The sequence below is a fragment of the Croceicoccus sp. YJ47 genome (assembly GCF_016745095.1).
Taxonomy (GTDB): Bacteria; Pseudomonadota; Alphaproteobacteria; order Sphingomonadales; family Sphingomonadaceae; genus Croceicoccus.
The window spans coordinates 1,012,745-1,033,568 of record NZ_CP067087.1; the positions used below are offsets into that span (position 1 = coordinate 1,012,745).

The 20,824-nt window shown below is 65.8% G+C and carries 22 protein-coding genes and 3 pseudogenes; 12 read left to right on the forward strand and 13 right to left on the reverse strand.

The features are described from left to right. The first annotated feature begins 19 nt into the window (after nt 1–19). The gene (locus JD971_RS04975) at nt 20–682 is read left to right on the forward strand and encodes an RlmE family RNA methyltransferase (RefSeq protein WP_202086387.1); all 663 of its coding nucleotides are present in this window, start codon (nt 20–22) and stop codon (nt 680–682) included. Between the two features lie 94 nt (nt 683–776). On the opposite strand, the gene JD971_RS04980 is transcribed toward JD971_RS04975, so the two are convergent. Then, nucleotides 777–1,520, reverse strand: coding sequence for a cytochrome c family protein (locus tag JD971_RS04980; protein WP_202086389.1), 744 nt, complete (start codon nt 1,518–1,520; stop codon nt 777–779). 213 nt (nt 1,521–1,733) lie between these two features. Here JD971_RS04980 and JD971_RS04985 point away from each other — a divergent pair, with 213 nt between their 5' ends. Beyond that, entirely contained in the window at nt 1,734–2,795 is a 1,062-nt protein-coding gene (locus JD971_RS04985) for a prephenate dehydratase (RefSeq protein WP_202086391.1), read from the forward strand. Here the strand turns inward: JD971_RS04985 and JD971_RS04990 are convergent. Then, a complete protein-coding gene (locus tag JD971_RS04990; RefSeq protein WP_202086393.1) occupies nt 2,684–3,625 on the reverse strand; it encodes an isoaspartyl peptidase/L-asparaginase family protein in 942 nt (313 codons plus the stop codon). The two genes, JD971_RS04985 and JD971_RS04990, sit on opposite strands and share 112 nt — an antisense overlap. Nucleotides 3,626–3,765: 140 nt before the next feature. On the opposite strand from JD971_RS04990, the gene bla reads away from it, so the two are divergent. From bla to JD971_RS05005, 3 genes are all read left to right on the forward strand, one after another. After that, nucleotides 3,766–4,755: a class A beta-lactamase gene (gene bla / locus JD971_RS04995; protein ID WP_202086395.1), complete on the forward strand. Its 990-nt coding sequence runs from the start codon at nt 3,766–3,768 to the stop codon at nt 4,753–4,755. Beyond that, a complete protein-coding gene (locus JD971_RS05000; protein ID WP_202086397.1) occupies nt 4,752–5,270 on the forward strand; it encodes a GNAT family N-acetyltransferase in 519 nt (172 codons plus the stop codon). The genes bla and JD971_RS05000 overlap by 4 nt, the downstream gene beginning before the upstream one ends. A 109-nt stretch (nt 5,271–5,379) precedes the next feature. Next, complete coding sequence (locus tag JD971_RS05005) at nt 5,380–5,991, forward strand: hypothetical protein (RefSeq protein ID WP_202086398.1); 612 nt, start codon at nt 5,380–5,382, stop codon at nt 5,989–5,991. A gap of 69 nt (nt 5,992–6,060) precedes the next feature. Here JD971_RS05005 and JD971_RS05010 read toward each other — a convergent pair whose 3' ends face one another. Next, nucleotides 6,061–7,071, reverse strand: coding sequence for a zinc transporter ZntB (locus JD971_RS05010; protein ID WP_236672274.1), 1,011 nt, complete (start codon nt 7,069–7,071; stop codon nt 6,061–6,063). 149 nt (nt 7,072–7,220) lie between these two features. Here JD971_RS05010 and ispG point away from each other — a divergent pair. Beyond that, nucleotides 7,221–8,415: pseudogene (gene ispG, locus JD971_RS05015) on the forward strand (flavodoxin-dependent (E)-4-hydroxy-3-methylbut-2-enyl-diphosphate synthase). A 215-nt stretch (nt 8,416–8,630) separates the two neighbouring features. Then, nucleotides 8,631–9,125 (forward strand): murein L,D-transpeptidase catalytic domain-containing protein, encoded by a 495-nt coding sequence (locus JD971_RS05020; RefSeq protein ID WP_371809714.1) that lies wholly within the window; start codon nt 8,631–8,633, stop codon nt 9,123–9,125. A 52-nt stretch (nt 9,126–9,177) separates the two neighbouring features. On the opposite strand, the gene JD971_RS05025 is transcribed toward JD971_RS05020, so the two are convergent. Together JD971_RS05025 and JD971_RS05030 are read right to left on the reverse strand one after the other, a co-directional pair. Beyond that, on the reverse strand, nt 9,178–9,783 hold the full coding sequence (locus JD971_RS05025) for a L,D-transpeptidase family protein (RefSeq protein WP_202086399.1): 606 nt from the start codon (nt 9,781–9,783) through the stop codon (nt 9,178–9,180). A gap of 70 nt (nt 9,784–9,853) precedes the next feature. Beyond that, nucleotides 9,854–10,498: a hypothetical protein gene (locus JD971_RS05030; RefSeq protein WP_202086401.1), complete on the reverse strand. Its 645-nt coding sequence runs from the start codon at nt 10,496–10,498 to the stop codon at nt 9,854–9,856. A gap of 457 nt (nt 10,499–10,955) precedes the next feature. Here JD971_RS05030 and acnA point away from each other — a divergent pair. The 4 genes and pseudogenes from acnA (at nt 10,956) to JD971_RS05050 (ending at nt 15,118) form a co-directional block, all read left to right on the forward strand. Continuing rightward, nucleotides 10,956–13,631, forward strand: a pseudogene (acnA, locus tag JD971_RS05035) (aconitate hydratase AcnA). 156 nt (nt 13,632–13,787) lie between these two features. Next, nucleotides 13,788–14,228: a hypothetical protein gene (locus tag JD971_RS05040; RefSeq protein ID WP_202086403.1), complete on the forward strand. Its 441-nt coding sequence runs from the start codon at nt 13,788–13,790 to the stop codon at nt 14,226–14,228. After that, nucleotides 14,218–14,628, forward strand: a complete 411-nt coding sequence (locus tag JD971_RS05045) for a hypothetical protein (RefSeq protein ID WP_202086405.1) — start codon at nt 14,218–14,220, stop codon at nt 14,626–14,628. The genes JD971_RS05040 and JD971_RS05045 overlap by 11 nt, the downstream gene beginning before the upstream one ends. Before the next feature lie 88 nt (nt 14,629–14,716). Then, the gene (locus JD971_RS05050; protein ID WP_202086406.1) at nt 14,717–15,118 is read left to right on the forward strand and encodes a PRC-barrel domain containing protein; all 402 of its coding nucleotides are present in this window, start codon (nt 14,717–14,719) and stop codon (nt 15,116–15,118) included. Between the two features lie 40 nt (nt 15,119–15,158). Here JD971_RS05050 and ruvB read toward each other — a convergent pair whose 3' ends face one another. The 5 genes and pseudogenes from ruvB to JD971_RS05075 form a co-directional block, all read right to left on the reverse strand. Continuing rightward, on the reverse strand, nt 15,159–16,226 hold the full coding sequence (ruvB, locus tag JD971_RS05055) for a Holliday junction branch migration DNA helicase RuvB (RefSeq protein WP_236672371.1): 1,068 nt from the start codon (nt 16,224–16,226) through the stop codon (nt 15,159–15,161). A gap of 10 nt (nt 16,227–16,236) precedes the next feature. Beyond that, nucleotides 16,237–16,841 (reverse strand): annotated as a pseudogene (gene ruvA / locus JD971_RS05060) (Holliday junction branch migration protein RuvA). A gap of 60 nt (nt 16,842–16,901) precedes the next feature. Further along, the gene (locus tag JD971_RS05065) at nt 16,902–17,402 is read right to left on the reverse strand and encodes a nucleoside deaminase (RefSeq protein ID WP_236672275.1); all 501 of its coding nucleotides are present in this window, start codon (nt 17,400–17,402) and stop codon (nt 16,902–16,904) included. Next, on the reverse strand, nt 17,392–17,868 hold the full coding sequence (ruvC, locus tag JD971_RS05070; RefSeq protein ID WP_202086407.1) for a crossover junction endodeoxyribonuclease RuvC: 477 nt from the start codon (nt 17,866–17,868) through the stop codon (nt 17,392–17,394). Before ruvC ends, JD971_RS05065 begins: the two co-directional genes overlap by 11 nt. Nucleotides 17,869–17,908: 40 nt before the next feature. Then, the gene (locus tag JD971_RS05075) at nt 17,909–18,658 is read right to left on the reverse strand and encodes a YebC/PmpR family DNA-binding transcriptional regulator (RefSeq protein ID WP_202086409.1); all 750 of its coding nucleotides are present in this window, start codon (nt 18,656–18,658) and stop codon (nt 17,909–17,911) included. 84 nt (nt 18,659–18,742) lie between these two features. Here JD971_RS05075 and JD971_RS05080 point away from each other — a divergent pair, with 84 nt between their 5' ends. Then, a complete protein-coding gene (locus tag JD971_RS05080; RefSeq protein ID WP_202086411.1) occupies nt 18,743–19,177 on the forward strand; it encodes a VOC family protein in 435 nt (144 codons plus the stop codon). Nucleotides 19,178–19,182: 5 nt separating this feature from the next. Here the strand turns inward: JD971_RS05080 and JD971_RS05085 are convergent, their stop codons facing one another. From JD971_RS05085 to JD971_RS05095, 3 genes are all read right to left on the reverse strand, one after another. After that, nucleotides 19,183–19,503 (reverse strand): heavy metal-binding domain-containing protein, encoded by a 321-nt coding sequence (locus tag JD971_RS05085; protein WP_202087362.1) that lies wholly within the window; start codon nt 19,501–19,503, stop codon nt 19,183–19,185. A gap of 31 nt (nt 19,504–19,534) precedes the next feature. Beyond that, the gene (locus JD971_RS05090) at nt 19,535–20,395 is read right to left on the reverse strand and encodes an SDR family oxidoreductase (protein ID WP_202086413.1); all 861 of its coding nucleotides are present in this window, start codon (nt 20,393–20,395) and stop codon (nt 19,535–19,537) included. 114 nt (nt 20,396–20,509) lie between these two features. After that, the gene (locus JD971_RS05095) at nt 20,510–20,746 is read right to left on the reverse strand and encodes a DUF2312 domain-containing protein (protein WP_202086415.1); all 237 of its coding nucleotides are present in this window, start codon (nt 20,744–20,746) and stop codon (nt 20,510–20,512) included. Nucleotides 20,747–20,824 lie beyond the last annotated feature (78 nt).

Below are 20,824 nucleotides of genomic sequence, written 5' to 3' on the forward strand. Positions count from 1 at the left end.
TGATACAGGACATTCCATCATGAGCCGCGCCGGACAGGACCGCGAGAAACTCAAGCGTTCGCGCAAGCGCAGCGAATCCTCGGCACGCTGGCTCACCCGGCATCTGAACGATCCGTACGTCAAACAGGCGCGCGCCGACGGCTATCGCAGCCGCGCGGCCTACAAGCTGCGCGAACTGGACGAGAAATTCGGCCTGTTGAAGGGCAAGACCCGCGTCGTCGACCTTGGCATCGCGCCGGGCGGGTGGTCGCAAGTCGTCACGCAGGTGTGCCCCCGGGCGGAAATCGTGGGGATCGATCTGCTCGACGTCGAGCCCCTGCCCGGCGTCACCATCTTCAAGATGGATTTCATGGACGATGACGCCCCCGCCACGCTGACCGGCGCATTGGGCGGGCCGCCCGATCTCGTCATGTCGGACATGGCCGCCAACACGGTCGGGCACAAGCAGACCGATCATCTGCGCACGATGGGCCTTGTCGAAACGGCGGTCGATTTCGCGATTCGCACGCTCGAACCCGGTGGCGATTTCATTGCCAAGGTGCTCGCCGGCGGGACCGACACGCAATTGCTCGCCCTGCTGAAACGGCATTTCACCACGGTCAAGCATGCCAAGCCCCCCGCCAGCCGCAAGGGCAGCTCGGAATGGTACGTCATTGCCAAGGGCTTCAAGGGCGAGGCGTAAAGCAGGCCCAGCGAATCGCCGGCACATGTGAAAAAAGCCCCGCACCGGCCGTGACCGATGCGGGGCTTTTCCCGTCGATTCGCGAAAGCGTGGCTTATTCGGGCGCACCCGCCGGGCGGTTCACTTCGCCGGTGGAGTTGTCGCCGCCGCTGGGCTTCAGCGCGGGCTGCGCCATCGCGCCGGCGGCCTCGGCCCCGACCTTCGTCGCGGGGCCTACCGACCCTGCGGGCGTGTCCGAAACGCCGGGGGTGTCGGCATCGCCGCCCTCGTTATCGGCAACAGGCTCATCCCCGCTTGCCGCGACATCCTCAAGCTCGGGCTCGGGAAGCGGCAGGTTCGAGCCCATCGAATTCAGATAGGCAATGACATTGGCGCGATCTTCAGGCTTCGACAGGCCGGCGAAGCTCATCTTCGTGCCGCTGGCAAAGGCGCGCGGGCTGGCGAGCCAGTCGTCCATGTTCTCGAACGACCAGTCGCCGCCATGGCCCGAAAGCGCGCCGGAATAGGCAAAGCCTGCCGCATGCTTGCCGATCGGCTTGCCCAGCACGCCCCACAGGTTGGGGCCGATACCGTTCGGCCCGCCCTGTGCGATGGTGTGGCACGCGGTGCACTTGGCAAAGACCGCCTCGCCCGCGGCGGGATCGGCGGATTGCAGCAGCACGGCGAGCGAGGGGCCGGATTCGCCGCCCTCTTCCTCTGCCGCCTCGATCACATAGCCGAATTCCTCGGTCTCCGGATTGTCGGCATGGAACACCCGGCTGCTGATCGCGGACAGGCCCAATGCCACAACCCCGCCAAAGAGCACCCAGCCGGCAATCGTATTGCTTTTGTCTTGCATCGTGAAATCCGTCGGTCCATGCCGGGCGAACCGGCGCAAAAGGCTTGCGCGACGCTCTAGTTATTGCGCCGCGTCAAGGCAAGGGCTGGTTTGCGGTTTCGCGTTTCGCCGCCCCATCGCCCTTCGTCGATCGCGCCAACGCCCCGCCGCCAATCGCTTGGCCCCTCCGCTAATTGCTTGGCAGAGCGGAGCCGGCCCATTATCGACCGCGCCATGTCCGAAACCACGTCGCAAAACACGTCTCCCGTCACGCACAGCTATTCCGCACCGGCCCTCGCCCTTGTGGAGGAGATGACCGCAGCCGCCTCGGCCGATCCCGCGCGCGCCATGGCGTATCAGGGGGCGCCCGGCGCCAATTCCCACCTCGCCGCCACGCTTTACGACGGCGAATGCCTGCCCATGCCGCATTTTTCCTTTGCCGATGCGATCGACGCGGTGCTTGCGGGGCGGGCGGCGCGCGCAATCATTCCCATCGAAAATTCGCACAACGGGCGCGTCGCGGACATTCATTTCCTGCTGCCCGAATCGGGGCTGGCCATCATCGGCGAGTTTTTCATGCCGATACATCATACGCTGATGGCGACCGGGCCGGGGCCGTTCCGCGCCGCGATGAGCCATCCGCAGGCGCTGGGCCAGTGCCGGGGCTGGCTCCGCAGCCGCAATATCGTCCCGCTCGACCATGCGGACACGGCGGGCGCGGCGGCCAGCGTCGCCGATGCGCGCGATCCCGGCGTGGCCGCCATCGCGCCGAAACTGGCGGCGCAGCTTTACGGCCTCACCATCGTTGCCGAAAATATCGAGGATGGCGCCGACAACATGACCCGCTTCGTCATCCTGTCGAAAGATGCGCTCGACCCCGCCGGGGTGGACGGGCCGGCGATGACCACCTTCAAGTTCGAAGTGCGCAACATTCCCGCCGCGCTTTACAAGGCGCTGGGCGGGTTCGCGACCAATGGCGTCAACATGACCAAGCTGGAAAGCTATCAGAACGGATCGGGATTTTCCGCGAGCGAGTTCTACTGCGACATTATCGGGCGGCCCGGCGAACCGAATGTGGATCGCGCGCTCGCGGAACTCGAATATTTTGCGAAGGATCTGCGCATCCTCGGCACCTATCCGCAGGGCTTACCCGCCGCTGAGGCGGCGGCTGCGCGATTCGTCGCCTATTCCCCCGCGAAAATCGCCGTTTCGCGCATCCCGTCCGCATCGGCGCGGGCGCGATACATGCCCGGCGTGTTGAAGGCGAAACCGGTCGTCCCGTCCGCGCCGGCATAGATCACGCCGCCATTGCCGCCCTTCGCGCCCAGTTCCGTGAGCACGGCGGCAACGGCCTCCTCCACCGTTTCGTTCAACATCCGCATGCGCGCGCCGATTTCATGCCCGGCGGCCAGTTCGATGAAGGTTTCGCCCGTGCCCGTCGCCGAAATCGCGCAGGAGCGATCGTCGGCATAGGTGCCCGCGCCGATCACCGGCGAATCGCCGACGCGGCCCCATCGTTTCCCGGTCAGGCCGCCGGTGCTGGTCGCCGCGGCGACATGGCCATCCGCATCGCGCGCCACCGCGCCCACCGTGCCATATTTGAGATCGGTATCGAACCAGGCGTCCTTTTTCTGGCTGAATTCCTCCCACTGGCGGCGGCGCTCGGCGGTCGCGAAATATGCGGGGTCGACCTGCTCGATCCCCTGTTCCTCGGCAAACCGATTCGCGCCATCATTGGCGAGCATCACGTGCAGCGTTTCCTCCATGACGGCGCGGGCGGCGCGCACCGGGTTCTTCGTGCGGAGCAATCCCGTGGCGGACCCGGCCGAAAGCGTCGCGCCGTCCATGATCGCGGCGTCGAGTTCGTTCTTCCCCTCGAAGGTAAACACCGCCCCGCGCCCCGCATTGAACAGCGGATCATCCTCCAGCGCCATCACCGCCGCCTCCACCGCGTCGAGCGCGCTGCCCCCGCGGCGCAGCACCGCGGTCCCGGCATCGAGCGCCGTACCCAGCGCATCGCGATAGGCGTCCTGCATCTCCGGGCCGAGGATGTCGGGCGTCATCGACCCCGCCCCGCCATGCAGGGCAAGGCTCCAGCGCGGATGTCGGGCAGTGGCGTCGGTCATGAAAATAAGGTCCTTGGAAATTGATGACGCTTGAACGCCCGGCGATGGGACGGCATCGGTGGCGCATTCGCCCCGCGATGCACGTTCGCCGACGCGGGGGCAAGCGTTTGGCGGGCGATACGGGCACAAGGGAGCATGCCATGACCATCGATCGACGCAAGACGCTGGGCGGCCTCGGCCTGCTTGCCGGATATACGCTTTCAGGATGCGGGGTGGCCGGACGCGGGTTGGACGGAGGGGGATTGGACGGAGGCGGGGCAGACGAGACCGCATCGCGGGACGGGCCGATGTCCGGCGCGGACGGCGCGGCGCGGCTTGCGGCGCTTCAACGACAGGCCGGCGGCATGCTCGGCGCGTATGTGCTCGACACCGGCGACGGGGCGCATTTCGGGCTGAACGCGGATCGCCGCTTTCCCCATTGTTCCTCGTTCAAGCTGTCGCTGGCGGCGATGCTGCTCCACCGGATCGACCGGGGTGAGATCGACGGGGACGAGATTCTGCCCTATGGGCCCGACGCGCTGATGCATGTGTCGCCGGTCACGGCGCGCCACGTGGACGAGGGCGGCCTGCCCGCCATCGTGCTCGCCCGCGCGGCAGTCGTGACGAGCGACAATGCCGCTGCAAACCTGCTGCTGCGGCGGCTCGGCGGGCCGGCGGCAATGACCGCGTTCTGGCGCGGGATCGGCGACGGGATCAGCCGGCTCGACGCTTACGAGCCGGAACTGAACCGCACCCCCCCCGGCACTGAGGAGAACAGCACGACCCCTGCCGCCATGGCCGCGACGCTGGCGCGCCTCGCCACCGGCGACGTGCTGTACCCCGCGTCCCGGGCGACCTTGCGCGAATGGATGGCGGCGACGAACACGGGCACGCGGCGGATACGCGCCGGGCTTCCCGCGGGCTTTACGGCGGGCGACAAGACCGGCACGAGCCTCTACCCCGATGCCAGCGCGCATTATATCGACATCGCGGTCGCCCAAACGGCCGGCCATGCGCCCGTCGTGATCACGGCCTATTACGATACCGGCGCAATACAGTCGGACATGGACCCGGCGGACGAGGCCGTTCTGGCCGAGGTGGGACGCATCGCCGCGGCATGGCTTTCCGCCCGCATGGAGAATTGGCAATGACCATCCACTATCGTGCCGCCCGGATGGACGACACCGATGCGCTCGCGGCGCTGGGCCGGGACAGTTTCGTCGCCGCATTCGGCCATGTCTACGACCCCGCCGATCTCGCGGCGTTCCTGCAACAGGTCTATGCCCGCGATGCGGTGGCGGAGGAGATCGCAGACCCCGCGATGATCCATCGGCTGGCCTTTGCCGGGGACGAGATGGTCGGTTATTGCAAGCTTATCGAGGGCGAATGCTACCCCGGCCAATCCGATGCGCAGCGGCCCATCACGCTGGGGCAGATCTACACCGCGCCCGACCGCACGGGCCAGGGGATCGGACGCGTGCTCGCCGAATGGGCCATCGCGGAGGCCCGGTCGCGCGGCTGCGACGCGATCCAGCTTTCGGTGTGGAGCGAGAACGAAGCGGCGCAGCGGTTTTACGCCCGCCATGGCTTTCAAAAGATCGCCGACATCGATTTCTGGGTCGGGGATCATCGCGACGATGAATATCTTTATGAACGCCGCCTGTAACCACAGAGGCGGTCGAGCCATCGTCTCGCTTTGATACAGCGAACGATCCGTCGGGATCCTTTTGCAGGAAAATCGGTTTTTTTCAGGCAATTACGCAGGAGAAATACCGATGCTTGGGTCGCAATTCAAAATAGTTTCCGCCGCCGTACTGGCCATCGCCGCCACCGCCAGCCCGGCAGTCGCGCAAAAGGCTGACAACTACACCGTCGATCTCGGCGCGCTCAACGATAGCGGCGTGACGGGCAAGGCGCAGCTTCAATTTACCGATGGCCGCTTTATCCGTGTCATCATCAATGCGCGAGGACTGGAACCGGGCGGCGTGCACCTTGGCCATATTCACGGCTGGGTCGCAAACGGCACGGCGGTGGATTCGCAGTGCCCGACGACGGCCGCCGATCGCGATGGCGACGGCTTCGTCGAACTGGCCGAGGGGGTGCCGTCCTATGGCGACATCCTGATCCCGCTCGGCAATGTCGATCCTGATGGAGACGGACGCGTGAACTACCACCGCACGATCGACCTCACCACGACCCGCTATGGCGATGGGGCGACCGCGCAGCAGATCACGCCGCTCGATTTCCGCGCCATCGTGTTGCACGGCCTGACCGTGCCGCAGGGACCGGGCGCGGGCACCACCGGGGAGGTCGATGGCACGAACGGCTATCTCAACGTCCTGCCGGTGGCCTGCGGCGAGATCGCCCCGGTGGGCGGCGGGCGCTAAGCCTTCCGTCGCGAGGCGGAACGACACGAAGTGCGGCGCGTCCCGATAGAGGGGCGCGCCGCACCCGTTTCACCCCAGCCATTTCCAGCGCCAGAACAGCACGATCTGCACCGCCAGTATGGCGCAGCACAGGCCCGTCACGACCCAGAACGCATCGCCATCATTGACCCCCGGCATCCCGCCGACATTGATGCCGAGCAATCCGGTCACGAAGCTCAAGGGCAGGAAGATCGCCGCCACGATGGTCAGCAGGTAGCTCGTCCGGTCGGCGCTGGCCGCGGCGCGGGCGCGGATGTCGTCCTGAAGCACGACGGCGCTTTCCTTCGATATGTCGATATCTTCGAGATAGCGGCGCAGGCGGTCGATCGATTCGGCGATCTCGCGGCGGTCATGCTCCTCGAACCAGGGGGGCGCGTCGCGGCTGATGCGTTCGAGCGCTTCGTGCTGCGGGCTCATATGGCGTTTCAGCGCGAGGCAATTGCGGCGGATGACGGCGATCCGGTCGAGCATTTCGTCCGCGTCGTCCTCCGGATCCGCCTGTTCGAGCCGGTCGATATTGTCGTTCATGTCGAGGATGGAGTGGTTCATCCGCGCAATCATGTGTTCGGTCACGCTGGTGATGAGCGCGCCGGCATCGGTCGGCCCCGTGCCGGCGTCGATCTCGGCCAGAGTCTGACGCGGGGTCTGGAGCGGTTCGCGGCGCAAGGTGACCACCCGCCGCCCGTCGGACCATAGTTGCAGGGCGATCATGTCCTCCGGCTCCGCACCGGGGTTGAAATTGATCCCGCGCAACACCGCAACCAGCGCATTGCCTTCGCGCAGGGCGCGCGGGCGGGTATCGTCGCTGACCAGCAATTCGGCCGTCGGCTCGCTCATCTGCAATTCGTGTTCGAGCCAGTCCTGCAATCCGTCGGCATTGCGGCACAGATGCAGCCACAGCATTTCGCCCGCGCGGCCGGGGCGCCATTGATTCGCCTCCTCCCACGAAACGACGCGCCCGCCGCCATTCCCGTCGAGCACGCGCGCGAACAGCAGCGCGGCATCCGGATCCGCCACGTCATAGTCCTGCGATGCAGCCAATTGCGTCCCTTTCCAGTGCGAGCCGAAGCGCCCTGATGGCAGGAGCGCGCCGCCCTGCGCAAGCCTGTCCGCCGCCCCGTGCGACCAAATGCGCGAAATGATCCGCGGCTGGAATTGCCCGTGTCACAAAGAGCCTGTATGGTGGCCCCATGTCCTCCATCAGACCCTGGCGCACGATAGAGCGCCGCAAGAGCCGGCAGATCATGGTCGGAAACGTGCCCGTCGGCGGCGATGCCCCGATCACGGTGCAGACCATGACCAACACGCCCACCAGTGACGCAGGCGCCACGATCGACCAGATCCGCCGGTGCGAGGATGCGGGCGCCGACATCATCCGCGTGTCCTGTCCCGACACCGACAGCACGGCGGCGCTGGGCGAAATCGTCCGCGCAGGTAGAGGTGCCGATCGTCGCCGACATCCATTTCCATTACAAGCGCGCGCTCGAGGCGGCCGATGCGGGCGCCGCGTGTCTTCGCATCAATCCCGGCAATATCGGCAGCGACGAACGCGTGGCCGAGGTCGTGCGCGCGGCGAAAGCCAATGGCTGCGCGATCCGGATCGGGGTGAATGCAGGCTCGCTCGAACGCGACCTGCTCGAAAAATATGGCGAGCCTTGTCCCGAGGCTCTGGTGGAAAGCGCGCTCGACCATATCAAGCTGTTGCAGGACCACGATTTCCACGAATACAAGGTCGCGGTGAAGGCGTCCGACGTGTTCCTCGCCGTCGCAGCGTATCAGGGGCTGGCCGATGCGGTCGATTGCCCCCTCCACCTCGGCATTACCGAGGCGGGCGGGCTCGTCGGCGGGACGGTCAAATCCTCGATCGGCATGGGCAACCTGCTTTGGGCGGGCATCGGCGATACGTTGCGCGTGTCGCTCTCCGCCGAACCGGAGACCGAGGTGCGCGTCGGCTTCGAAATGCTGAAGGCGCTGGGCCTGCGCACCCGCGGCGTGCGGGTCGTGTCCTGCCCGTCCTGCGCGCGGCAGGGTTTCGACGTCATCCGCACGGTCGAGGCACTGGAAGACCGGTTGCAGCACATCAAGGTGCCGCTTTCGCTCTCCGTCCTCGGCTGCGTCGTGAACGGGCCGGGCGAGGCGCGCGAAACCGACATCGGCATCACCGGCGGCGGCAATAACAAGCACATGGTCTATCTGTCGGGGGTGACCGACCACCATGTGCAATCGGACGACATGCTGGACCATATCGTGAGCCTCGTGGAGGCCAAGGCCGCCGAGATCGAGGCGGCGGAACTCGAAGCGCGCAGCACCGATGCCGGCAAGGCAGACGGAGCCAAGCAAGGCGGATCGACGACGAACGGGGCGCAGACGGTCCCGGCCGAATGATCCGTGCGGCGGGCCGCGCGGCGGTTCATATCCCCGCCACGCGCGCGTGCTACCCCTCCGCGCATGAACGACACATCCGCCATCGCCCTGCCCCGCCGTGCCCTGCTGAAAACCGGGCTCGGCGTGGGTGCGGCACTGACCCTGCCGGGCGCCGCGGCGACCGCGCCTTTGCGCAGGCGTCGCCGGTATCGCCGCGGGACCGCGCCATCCTCGACGTGGCCAAGCGCGAGGTGGAGCGCAATGCCGCGACCTTGTGGAAAAGCGACATCGCCGGCATCGCCGATTTCGGCGTGCACAGTTCGGTCCCCCGGTTCCATTTCGCCAACCTGGAAAACGGCACGGTGCGCAGCTTCCGCGTCGCCCATGGCAAGGGGTCCGATCCCGACCACGACGGCATGCTCGACGCGTTTTCCAATGTCGAGGGATCGAACGCGACGAGCCGGGGCGCCTACATCACCTATGAATGGTATGTCGGCAAATATGGCACCTCGATCCGGCTCGGCGGGCTCGACCCGACGAACGACAATGCGCTGCGCCGCTATATCGTGATGCACTCGGCCTGGTATGCGGAACCGTCCCATGTCGCCGAATGGGGGCGGCTTGGCCGCTCTGACGGGTGTTTCGCCATGGCGCCCGACGATTTCAACGAGGCGCTGTGGCATCTGTCGGGCGGGCGGCTGCTCTTTGCCGACCGGCTCGATTTCGGCTGATACGACAAGGGCGGATGATCACCCCCGCCCTTCTCTTCAACAACCGGTCGGCTCAGGCGCCCGGTGCTTCGATCGGCACGACTTCCTCGTCGGTGACGCGCTGCCCGGTCTTCATCACGCGCGGCGCCGCCATGCTGGCCAGCACCGGCGCGTCGCGGCCATAGATATCGTCAAAGCTGCGCATCTTGCCGTCGATGTCGCGGGCCATGGTGAAATAGGTGATATACACCGGCAACTGCTTTTCCAGCGGCACCTTCGTATATTCGCCGCTTCCCGAAATGGCGACGGCCTCGTCCTTGTCCAGCCCGCCGACCGCGATCGCCAGCGTCAGCGCAAGTTCCAGCGCGCGTTCGGTCCGGATGCACCCGTGCGAAAGCGCGCGCCTGTCCTGCGCGAAGAAATGCTTCGACGGCGTGTCGTGCAGGAAGATCGCATGCTCGTTCGGCATGTCGAGCTTCATCAGCCCCAGCGCGTTGTTTTCGCCCGGCTGCTGCACCACGATGGTCATGCCGCTCTCGGTCTTGCTCACCTTGTAACCTTCGCGCGCGGCCTGCGCGGGATTGTTGGACAGGCGCGCGCCCAGCCCCTCGCCCACGACGATGGATTGCGGCACGGTCCAGGTGGGGTTGAAGATGACGCCCTCGACGATTTCGGGCAAGCTGCGGCGTGGCGGTCGGTCGGTAGGGCGCCCACGACGGCGTAGCTGCGCACGATCTTGTCGTTGACCGTCAGGCGCAGCTGATACTCGCACGTTGGTCAGCAGATAGCTGCCAGCCCCAGATCCCGGCCCAGCCAGCGCCAACGATCCATGTTCGCCATGATCCGGGCGCGCTTTTCCTTCTGCGCCGCGTAAACGTCTTCGCCAGCATCTCGCGCAGCGCGACATAATCGGGATGCACGGGTTTGAGCGAATCGAGCGCGCCCGCAATGTCGCCGGTATCCAGCGCCTCGGTCAGCAAAGGCGCGATCGGCAGCCGGTCGGCATCGGGATCGACCACGAACCATTGGCGGCGCGCATCCATCTCGGTCCGCCCGTCGCGCAGATCCTGCGCCACCCAGGTGAACACGCGCGTCGCCGTATCGTTGAGCATCTGCGCATCGCCCGAACGGATCGCCGCCTCCAGCATGACCGGCTCGTAATCGCGGGGGAACAGCCCCTCTGCATCGAGCTTGCGGACATAGGCGAGCAGCGCCTGCGCCTGCGCCGCGGTCCAGTCGGGCGCGACGTCGAAATGATCGGTCGGAATGTCCTGCACCACCGCTTCGGACCCGAACTCCATCTGCGAGGCGGGGACCGCCTCACGCTTCACCGGGCGGGGGAGCGCCTGCTCGCCCTCCCCCTGCTGGTCGCGTGCCTGTGCGCGGTCGGGCATCTGCCGGACCTGCAAACCGGCGGCTCGTCGCCCTTTGCTGGCAACAGGTCGCGGGGCGCGCGGGTTCGCTGCCAGGTTCGCTGCGCGTCCTGCGCCTGCGCGGCGCCGGCACCGGCCCCTGCGGCAAGGGCCAGCGCACCCAGCGCACCGGCCACGAGGGAACCTGAAATGCGCGAATGTCTCGAAATCAGCGGCAGGCAGGTCAAATCAACTCTCCTTCGTCGGGCGCCCATGCACCCGGCTCTTCGTGCCTTCCATATCCTCTCATACAGCTTTCGCCATGCTTAATCCGCCCATGCGCGTGCGCGATATTGTCGTGGCCCAGCACCGGTTCGCCCTGCCGATCCCTTGACGTTTGCGCCATTCTGACCCATCGCCGCATACAAATATCACCGCATTTGCGAAGGCGGCATCCCTGCCGCACCGTTCGCACAGCCAAAACGGGGAAGACACGACCATGACAGCCGTTGGAAAAGACACCCTGGAAGACCCGCACGACGATGAATGTCGGCGGGCGCGAGATCGCCTATTATTCGCTGAACAAGGCGGGTGAGCAGCTCGGCGACGTATCGCGCCTGCCCTTCTCGCTCAAAGTCCTGCTCGAAAACATGCTCCGCTTCGAGGATGAGGGCTTCACCGTGGGCCGCGAACATGCGCAGGCCATCGCCGACTGGCAGAAGAACCCGGTCACGGGGCAGGAAATCCAGTATCGCCCGGCGCGCGTGCTGTTGCAGGATTTCACCGGCGTTCCCTGCGTCGTCGATCTGGCCGCGATGCGCGATGCCATCGGCACGCTGGGCGGCGACACGTCCAAGATCAACCCGCAGGTGCCCGTGCACCTCGTGATCGACCACTCCGTCATGGTGGACGAATTCGGCCATCCCAAGGCATTCGAACACAATGTCGAGATGGAGTATCAGCGTAATGCCGAGCGTTACGACTTCCTGAAATGGGGCGCGAAAAGCCTCGACAATTTCAAGGCGGTTCCTCCCGGCACCGGCATCTGCCACCAGGTGAACCTCGAACATATCGGCCAGGGCGTCTGGACGAGCCAGGATGAAAGCGGCGTCACCGTCGCCTATCCCGACACCTGCGTCGGCACCGATTCGCACACCACCATGATCAACGGCCTCGGCGTGCTGGGCTGGGGCGTCGGCGGGATCGAGGCGGAGGCCGCCATGCTCGGCCAGCCGGTCTCGATGCTCATTCCCGAAGTCGTCGGCTTCAAGCTGACCGGCAAGATGGCCGAGGGCATCACCGCGACCGATCTCGTCCTTACCTGCGTGCAGATGCTGCGCGCGAAGGGCGTCGTCGGCAAGTTCGTCGAATTCTACGGGCCGGGCCTCGCCTCGCTCAGCCTCGCCGACCGTGCGACCATCGCCAACATGGCGCCGGAATATGGCGCGACCTGCGGCTTCTTCGGCATCGACGACAAGACGCTCGAATATCTGCGCCTGACCGGCCGCGAAGAGGAGGACATCGCCCTCGTCGAGGCCTATGCCCGCGAACAGGGGCTGTGGGCCGATCCGGCGAACCCGGACCCTGTGTTCTCCGACACGCTGGAACTCGACATGGGGCAGGTCGTCCCCTCGCTCGCAGGTCCCAAGCGCCCGCAGGACAAGGTCGCGCTCGACAAGGTGGACGAGCTGTTCAACGCCGATCTTTCCGACGTCTACAACAAGGCCGCGCCCGAGCGCGTTGATGTTGAGACGAAGGGCCACGACATCGGCGATGGCGACGTGGTCATCGCCGCCATCACGAGCTGCACCAACACGTCGAACCCCAGCGTCCTGGTTGCCGCCTGCCTCGTCGCACGCAAGGCGCATGAAAAGGGCCTGACGCCCAAGCCCTGGGTGAAGACCTCGCTCGCCCCCGGGTCGCAGGTCGTGACCGACTATCTGGAAAAGGCCGGGCTGCAGGACGATCTCAATGCCATCGGCTTCGATCTCGTCGGCTATGGCTGCACCACCTGCATCGGCAATTCCGGCCCGCTGGCCGAGCCGATTTCTGCGGCGATCAACAACAACAATATCGTCGCGGCATCGGTGCTTTCGGGCAATCGCAATTTCGAAGGGCGCGTATCGCCCGACGTGCGCGCCAATTTCCTCGCCTCGCCGCCGCTCGTCGTCGCCTATGCGTTGAAGGGCACGGTGACCGAGGACATCACCACCACGCCGATCGGCACCGACAAGGCGGGCGACGACGTGTTCCTGCGCGACATCTGGCCCACCAATCAGGAAGTCGCCGAGCTGATGAACAGCTCGATCGACCGCACGATGTTCCAGGCCCGCTATGCCGACGTCTACAAGGGCGACGACCATTGGCAGAAGATCGACGTCACCGGCTCCGACACGTATCGTGGCGCGCCGGGTCGACCTATGTGCAGAACCCGCCCTATTTCGAAGGGATGGGCATGGAGCCTGCCCCCATCGCCGACATCCGCGATGCGAAGCCGCTGGCGATCCTGGGCGATTCGGTCACGACCGACCACATCTCGCCCGCCGGTTCGATCAAGGAAGACAGCCCCGCGGGCCGTTACCTCAAGGAGCATCAGGTCGCGAAGGCGGACTTCAACTCCTACGGTTCGCGCCGCGGCAATCACGAGGTGATGATGCGCGGCACCTTTGCCAATATCCGCATCAAGAACGAGATGGTGCCCGGCGTCGAAGGCGGCGTGACCACCTATAATGGCGAGCAGATGGCGATCTACGACGCCGCGATGAAGCACAAGGCTGACGGCACGCCGCTCGTCGTCGTGGGCGGCAAGGAATATGGCACCGGTTCGTCGCGCGACTGGGCCGCGAAGGGCACGATCCTGCTCGGCGTGCGTGCGGTCATCGTCGAAAGCTACGAGCGTATCCACCGCTCCAACCTCGTCGGCATGGGCGTGCTCCCGCTGCAGTTCAAGGACGGCGACACGCGCCTGTCGCTCGGCCTGACGGGAGACGACAGCTTCACGATCCTCGGCCTCGACAGCCTGACGCCGGCGCAGGACGTGACCGTGGAAGTGACGCGCCCCTCCGGCGAGACGTTCACCTTCACTGCGAAGTGCCGGATCGATACCGCCAACGAAATGGAATATTACAACAACGGCGGCATCCTTCACTACGTGCTGCGCAAGCTGGCCGCGTAACCCGCGACCACCGCAATCCTCTGCGATGAAAGGGCGGTCCTTCGGGGCCGCCCTTTTTCGTGGTGCGGTGCAGCGCTCTGCAATTTCCGGATAAAGGCGCTTGCATCCCGGCCCCACTAATGCAACCTATTCTCATTAGCATGAATAGGAGATCGCATGCCGTCGTCCGTCATTGCCGCCCGTCCCTTTGCCGAGGCCATGTTTGTCCGGCTTTTCCGTTCGTGGAGTGCCGCCCGCACCGATGGCGATGTCGCCCGCCACATGCACGATGCCGCGCGACGCTTCATGCTCCCCGCCCATGCGGCGCAGCTTTGCGCCGGGCTGTTTCAGATGGTGGAGGACAGGCTGGGCCGGGAATTGCGGCCGGAATGCTGTTGCTCGCGCAGCTTTTCGCCCGACGAAAAGGCGTTGATCGCGCTTCTCGCGAAGGCAGAGGGGGAGGACAGCCGCGATCCGCTCGACCGGTGTGCCCTGTCCGTATGCCGGGCGATCGGCATGGGTGGGAACGAGGCAGTGGCCGCACGCCGAACGCAGCCGCCATCGATCGCGCCCCGGGCATTCGGAACGCAGGCGAAGGCGGTCCGTCATGGGCTTTGACCTGGCGACGCTCACGCCGCAATACGACTTGCGCGCGATCCCGCCCCTGCGCGCCATGATCGTGTGCGCCGTCCGCTATGTGCATGTCGCGCGCATCGGGCAATGTTACTGCCACAAAGGGTTGCAGCGCTTCCTCGGCACGCAGGCGGCGATCCGCCCGTTTCACTGCTTCTTGTCGGAAGTGGACCAGTACTGGCCCGAACCGGTCGCACTCAACCGCCCCTGCGATCCCATGCTCAGCTTTGACGAGGCGCTGCTCGCCGACATGCTCGCGGCCGCGGCGAGCGGCATGCGCGACGGATTCGACCGGATGATATGCGACATGATCCCGGCGGCGGGACGCCATGCGATGTGGTTCACAGGATGCCGCCTCGTTCGCGCGATGGGCACCGCGGCGTGACGGCGTCACGGAACAAGGCGCATTCCCGGCGATTGAGAGAGCGAACTGCGGCCACCCCGGTCCGCGAATTTTCGTGAAGGAACCCGCTATGAAACGTATTGTCGCCCTTGCCTCCGCGCCGCTCCTGCTTGCCGCATGCGGCGGTAACGATGCCGAGGATCAGAACGCGGCTGCACCCGCCGACACCATGGCGACCGACACCGCGACGATCCCCGCGACCGACCCGAGCGCGGAAGCCGCACTCGGCATGACCGAAATGCAGTTGATGGATGCCGATCTCGTCGATGCGGCGGGCGAGGATCTCGGCGATGTCGAGGGCGTGGTGCGCGATGCATCGGGCACGGTCACCGCGCTCAACGTGGAGCGGGACGGCGGGATGGTTGCCGTGCCGCTCGACAGCCTGACCCGGATGGACATCGATGGCGAGATGGACGTGCAGACCACGCTTTCGCCAGAGGAGCTGGACGCGCTCGCCCCCACGCCGATGTAAGCGGCCCGGCATACGCCAATTGCGGCGACGGGGCCGGGCGTTACGGCTCCGCCCCGCCCTCGCTTTCCGGCGCGTCGGCGAACAATCCGCCCTGCACCGCCCCGCCCGGCGGCGTCAGGCCGAGATGCTGCCACCCCCGGTCGTTGAGGCACCGCCCCCGCGCCGTCCGCGCGATCAGGCCGAGCTGTATCATGTACGGCTCGACCACTTCCTCGACCGTATCGCGCGGTTCCGACAGCCCGGCGGCGAGCGTCTCGATCCCGACCGGTCCGCCTTTGTAGATGTCGGCGATCATGGTGAGATAGCGCCGGTCCATCGCGTCGAGCCCCAGCCGGTCCACCTCCAGCCGGGTCAGCGCATCGTCGGCGATGGCCTTGGTCACGGTCCTTGCCCCCGCGACGCTGGCGAAATCGCGCACCCGGCGCAGCAGGCGCCCCGCCACGCGCGGCGTCCCCCGCGCCCGCCGCGCGATCTCGGTCGCCCCGTCCCGGTCGATGTCGAGGTCGAGCAGCCGCGCCGCCCGCGTGACCACCCGCTCCAGCTCTTCCACGGTATAGAATTGCAGCCGCACCGGAATGCCGAACCGGTCGCGCAGCGGCGTGGTGAGCAGACCCTGCCGCGTGGTCGCACCGACCAGCGTGAAGGGCGGCAGGTCGATGCGCACCGACCGCGCCGATGGCCCCTCCCCGATGATGAGATCGAGCGCGCGATCCTCCATCGCCGGATACAGCACCTCCTCGACCACGGGGTTGAGGCGGTGAATCTCGTCGATGAACAGGACGTCGCCCGCTTCCAGATTGGTGAGCAGCGCGGCAAGATCGCCCGATTTCGCAATCACCGGGCCGGAGGTGGCGCGAAACCCCACGCCCAGTTCCTTTGCCACGATCTGCGCCAGCGTCGTCTTGCCAAGGCCCGGCGGACCGAAGAACAGCACGTGGTCCATCGCCTCGCCGCGCGATTTCGCAGCCTCGACGAACACGCGCAGGTTTTCACGCGCGGTCTTCTGCCCCACGAATTCGGCCAGCGATTTGGGCCGCAGCGCCGCATCGGGATCGTCGGGCAGGCGTTCGGGCGTGTGAATCGGACCTTCGCCCGGCATGTCGTCCATGTTCATGCCATCACCCCGCCGCCCGTTTCAGTGCGACCCGGACCAGATCGTTCAACCCCGCATCCGCGCCCAGCTCACCCGCCGCATGGGCGACCGCGCTCGCCGCGATGGCCGGCTTGAAGCCCAGGTTTTCGAGCGCGGATACCGCATCCGCATTGGCGCCACCCACAGGCGCCGCACCGGCCCCGCCCGATACGCCCGGTGCCGCGGCAGCGCGCCGGCCTTGTCCTTCAATTCATTCACGATGCGGCTGGCCAGTTTCGGACCGACGCCATTGGCGCGCGTCACCATGGCGGCGTCCTGCTGCGCGCAGGCCCGCTGCAATTCGTCGGTCGCCAGTGCCGACAGGATCGCGAGCGCGACCTTCGAGCCTACCCCCTGCACCGCCGTCAACAACCGGAACCAGTCCCGCTCCGCCCCGCTGGCAAAGCCGATGAGCCGCATGTCGTTTTCCGACACCTGAAGATCGGTGAACACGGTGCACCCCTCGCCCCGCTCGCCAAGCGTGGACAATGTGCGCGCCGAACAATGGACGAGATAGCCCACCCCGCCCACGTCGATAATGGCCCAGTCCATGCCGGTTTCGTCCAGCCTGCCGGAAAGTTTCGCAATCATGGCCGGACGCTAGCGCACGCGGAACGGGAAGGGAACATGCACGCCCGCGTTTTCCCGGCGCTATTTATTGGCCTGTGCGTCCTGCGGCACGTCGTCGTCCGGCCCGAAATAGAGCGGCGCGCATTCGTCCGCCAGCACGCCGCCCGTGATGGTCAGGTCGTCCTTGTACGCATCGGCGATGAAATCGAGCGTGGAGAGGTGCCGGTCTTCGAAATACATGTCGTGCACGTCGTCCCGGCCCGCGCCGTAAACGATCCGCGTCACCCCGGCCCAGATGCTGGCCATGGTGCACATGCCGCACGGCTGCAAGGTGGAGTAGAGCGTGGCGCCGCGCATCTGCATGTCGCCCAATGCCTGCCCCGCCGCGCGCATGGCGGTAATCTCGGCATGGGCGGTGGGGTCGCATCCTTCGACGGTGCGGTTCACCCCGCCCGCGACTTGCATGCCGTCGCGCACGATCAGCGCCGCAATCGGCGTATCGGCGGGATCGGTGCCCTTTTCCCGAATGGCGAGGGCGAGGGCCTGCCGCATCCATTCGCGGTCCTGTGCGCTATTGTCCATGCGGTTTCAGATGGGCATGCGCGATCGCCACGGCAAGCGCGTCGGCCGCATCGGGGCCTGTAACCTTCACGCCGGGGAGCAGCACCTTCAACATCGCCTGCACCTGTTCCTTCTGCGCGGCGCCGGTGCCGACGACGGCTTTCTTCACGATGCGGGTCGAATGTTCGAACACCGGCACCCGCCCCGCGGCGCAGGCGGCGAGGACGCACCCCCGCGCATGCGCGAGTTTCAGCGTGGATTGCGGGTTCTTGTTGACGAAAACCTCCTCCACCGCCGCGACATCGGGGTGATACGCGGCAATGGCGGCGGCGACGCCGTCCTGTATCTGCAACAGACGCTCGGCAATGGGCAGCTTGGAACTCGTCGGCAATTGCCCGTTGGCGATATGCGACAGGCGCGCGCCCTCCACCCGGACCAGCCCCCATCCGGTGCAGGTCAGCGAGGGGTCCAGCCCCAATACGATCATCGCAGCACGATCATTGGAAGGCGATCATCGAATCGCCCGCTTATTCCGCGCCAAGCTTTTCCATGATTTCGTCCGACACTTCGTAATTGCCCCAGACGGTCTGCACGTCGTCATCGTCGTCGAGCGCGTCGATCAACTTGAAAAGCGTCTGCGCCGGCGCCTCTTCCATGTCGACGGTGATGTTGGGCTTCCACGCGAGCTTGACCGTCTCGGCCTCGCCCAGCGTCTTTTCCAATGCGCTCGCCACCTCGTGCAGATCGTCCGCCGCGGTCCAGATCTCGTGCTCGTCCTTGCCCGACTGGATATCCTCGGCGCCCGCCTCCATCGCGGCTTCGAGCACCTTGTCCTCGCCGCCGACGCTGGCGGGATAGACGATCAGGCCAAGCCGTTCGAACCCGTGGCTGACCGAACCCGACGCGCCCAGATTGCCGCCGTTTTTCGAGAAAGCGGTGCGTACGTTGGTCGCGGTGCGGTTGCGATTGTCGGTCAATGCCTCGACGATGATCGCGACACCTTGCGGGCCGTACCCTTCGTAGCGGATTTCCTCGTAATCGTCGCCTTCGTTGGCCGATGCCTTGTCGATGGCGCGCTGGATATTGTCCTTGGGCATCGACTGCGACTTGGCGGCGTTCACGGCGAGGCGCAGGCGCGGGTTCATGTCCGGATCGGGCATGCCCATTTTCGCCGCCACGGTGATTTCGCGCGAAAGCTTGGAAAACATCGCGGAACGCTTCTTGTCCTGCGCGCCCTTGCGATGCATGATATTCTTGAATTTGGAATGGCCTGCCACCAATCCGCTCCTGTCGTCATATTATGGATTGGCGCGGTGCTTAGACCCGTGCCCGTCCCTTCGCAAGGCCGTCGCTTCGCTTGCATGCCGTCCACGCCCCATGGCTTTATCAAGTCCGCAATATGGAAAAACCTGCCCATGCCGATCCTCGCCATCGACCACGTCAATATCCGCACCCCGGACATGGATGGCACCATCGCGTTCTTTCGCGACATGCTGGACATGGAAATCACCGCCGCGCCGGGCCGCCGAGTCGAGCATAACGCCTGGCTGCTGGACGAGGCGGGCCGCGCCGTCGTTCACCTGCTTCGCGAAAAGCCCGACGCCCCGGTCGGCGAGGACAATGGCGCCTTCGATCACGTCGCACTCGAATGCAGCGGGTATGATGCGCTGCTCGAACGGCTCGGCCGCAACGGCTATCGCGTGCGCACGAACGAGGTTGCGGAGATCGGCCTGCGCCAGATTTTCGTGCACGAGCCCAATGGCGTGCTGCTCGAACTGAATTTCCGCGGGGACTGACCGCCTCAGCGCAGGATGACCGCCGTCCCACTGCACGACACCATCAGCATCGAGCCGTTCTGGCCCAGCACCTCGTAGTCGATATCCACGCCGACGACGCCATTGCCGCCCAGTTCCAGCGCCTCGGCCTGCATTTCGGACAAGGCTTCCTTGCGCGCGCGGGACAGCACCTCCTCGTACTTGCCCGAACGGCCGCCGACGAGGTCGGTGATGGAGGCGAACAGGTCGCGAAACAGGTTCGCGCCCACGATCACCTCGCCCGTGACGATGCCGAGATATTCGCGCACCTCGCGCCCTTCGACGACGGCGGTGGTGGTCACCACCATGCCGCCGCCATCGCCGCGATTGCTCCAAGGGTTAGGCATTGACCACGCTCCCGCCATTGGGGTGCAGCACCTGTCCGGTCATATACGACGAATCCTCGCACGCGAGGAACAGGAACGCGGGCGCCACCTCGTTCGGCTGTCCGGGGCGGCCCATCGGCGTGCCTTCGCCGAAATGTTTCACCTTTTCGGGCGGGGCGCCGCCGGCGGGGTTGAGCGGCGTCCAGATCGGACCGGGTGCGACCGCGTTCACGCGAATGCCGTCATCGACCAGATTGCCCGACAGCGAGCGGGTAAAGGCGGTGATCGCGCCCTTCGTCGCGCTGTAATCGAGCAGGCCGGGCGAACCCTTGTACATCGTCACGCTGGTGCAATTGACGATCGCCGCCCCTTTTTTCAGATGGGGGCGCGCGGCCTGCACCATGTAGAACTGCGAAAAGATGTTGGACTGAAACGTGCGCTGCAACTGTTCGGGAGTGATGTCGGTCACGTCCTTGTCGGGGTGCTGCTCGCCCGCATCATTGACGAGGATGTCGAGACGGCCCCATTCGTCGACCGTTTCGCGCACGATCTTGTCGCATTGTTCCTTGTGGCCGAGGTCGCCGGGAAACAGCAGCGCCTCGCTCCCCTCGTCGCGCACGAGCTGCGCGGTCTTTTCCGCATCCTCATGCTCGGAAAGATAGGAGATCGCGACCTTCGCCCCTTCGCGGGCATAGAGCACGGCAACGGCGCGGCCTATGCCGCTATCGGCGCCGGTGACGATGGCGACCTTGTCCTTCAGCCGCCCCGATCCGGGGTAGCGGGGCATGTATTCGGGGCTGGGATCGAGCTTCGCCTCGCTGCCGGGGAGGCCGGGCTCTTCGTCGATCTTCTCGATGAAATCGGCATGGGCCATGGGGTTTCCTTTCAAAATCGCGTTTGAAAGGAAACGGGCCGGACATGAGCCCCGTTCCGCGAACGGTCGCATGTCCGGCCCGCATTGCCGAATAGTCGGAGGCGGCCGGCCCGCTCAGTCGATGCCCAGCGCCGCCTTGTAGGTTTCGAGCACCATGTCCATTTCGCGGCGGTCGTCGGCCTTCATCTTACGCAGGCGGACGATCTGGCGCATGATCTTCACGTCATAGCCCACGGCCTTCGCCTCGCCGTAGACTTCCTTGATGTCGTCGGCGATGCCCTTCTTTTCCTCTTCGAGGCGCTCGATACGCTCGATCAGCAGGCGCAGGCGATCGTCAGTGTTTTCGGCCATGGCGGCGTGTCTCCACAATGATAGAATCGGGTTCGAGCGTCATGCTCGTCAGCGCGCGGCCTTAGCCAAGAGGGGCGC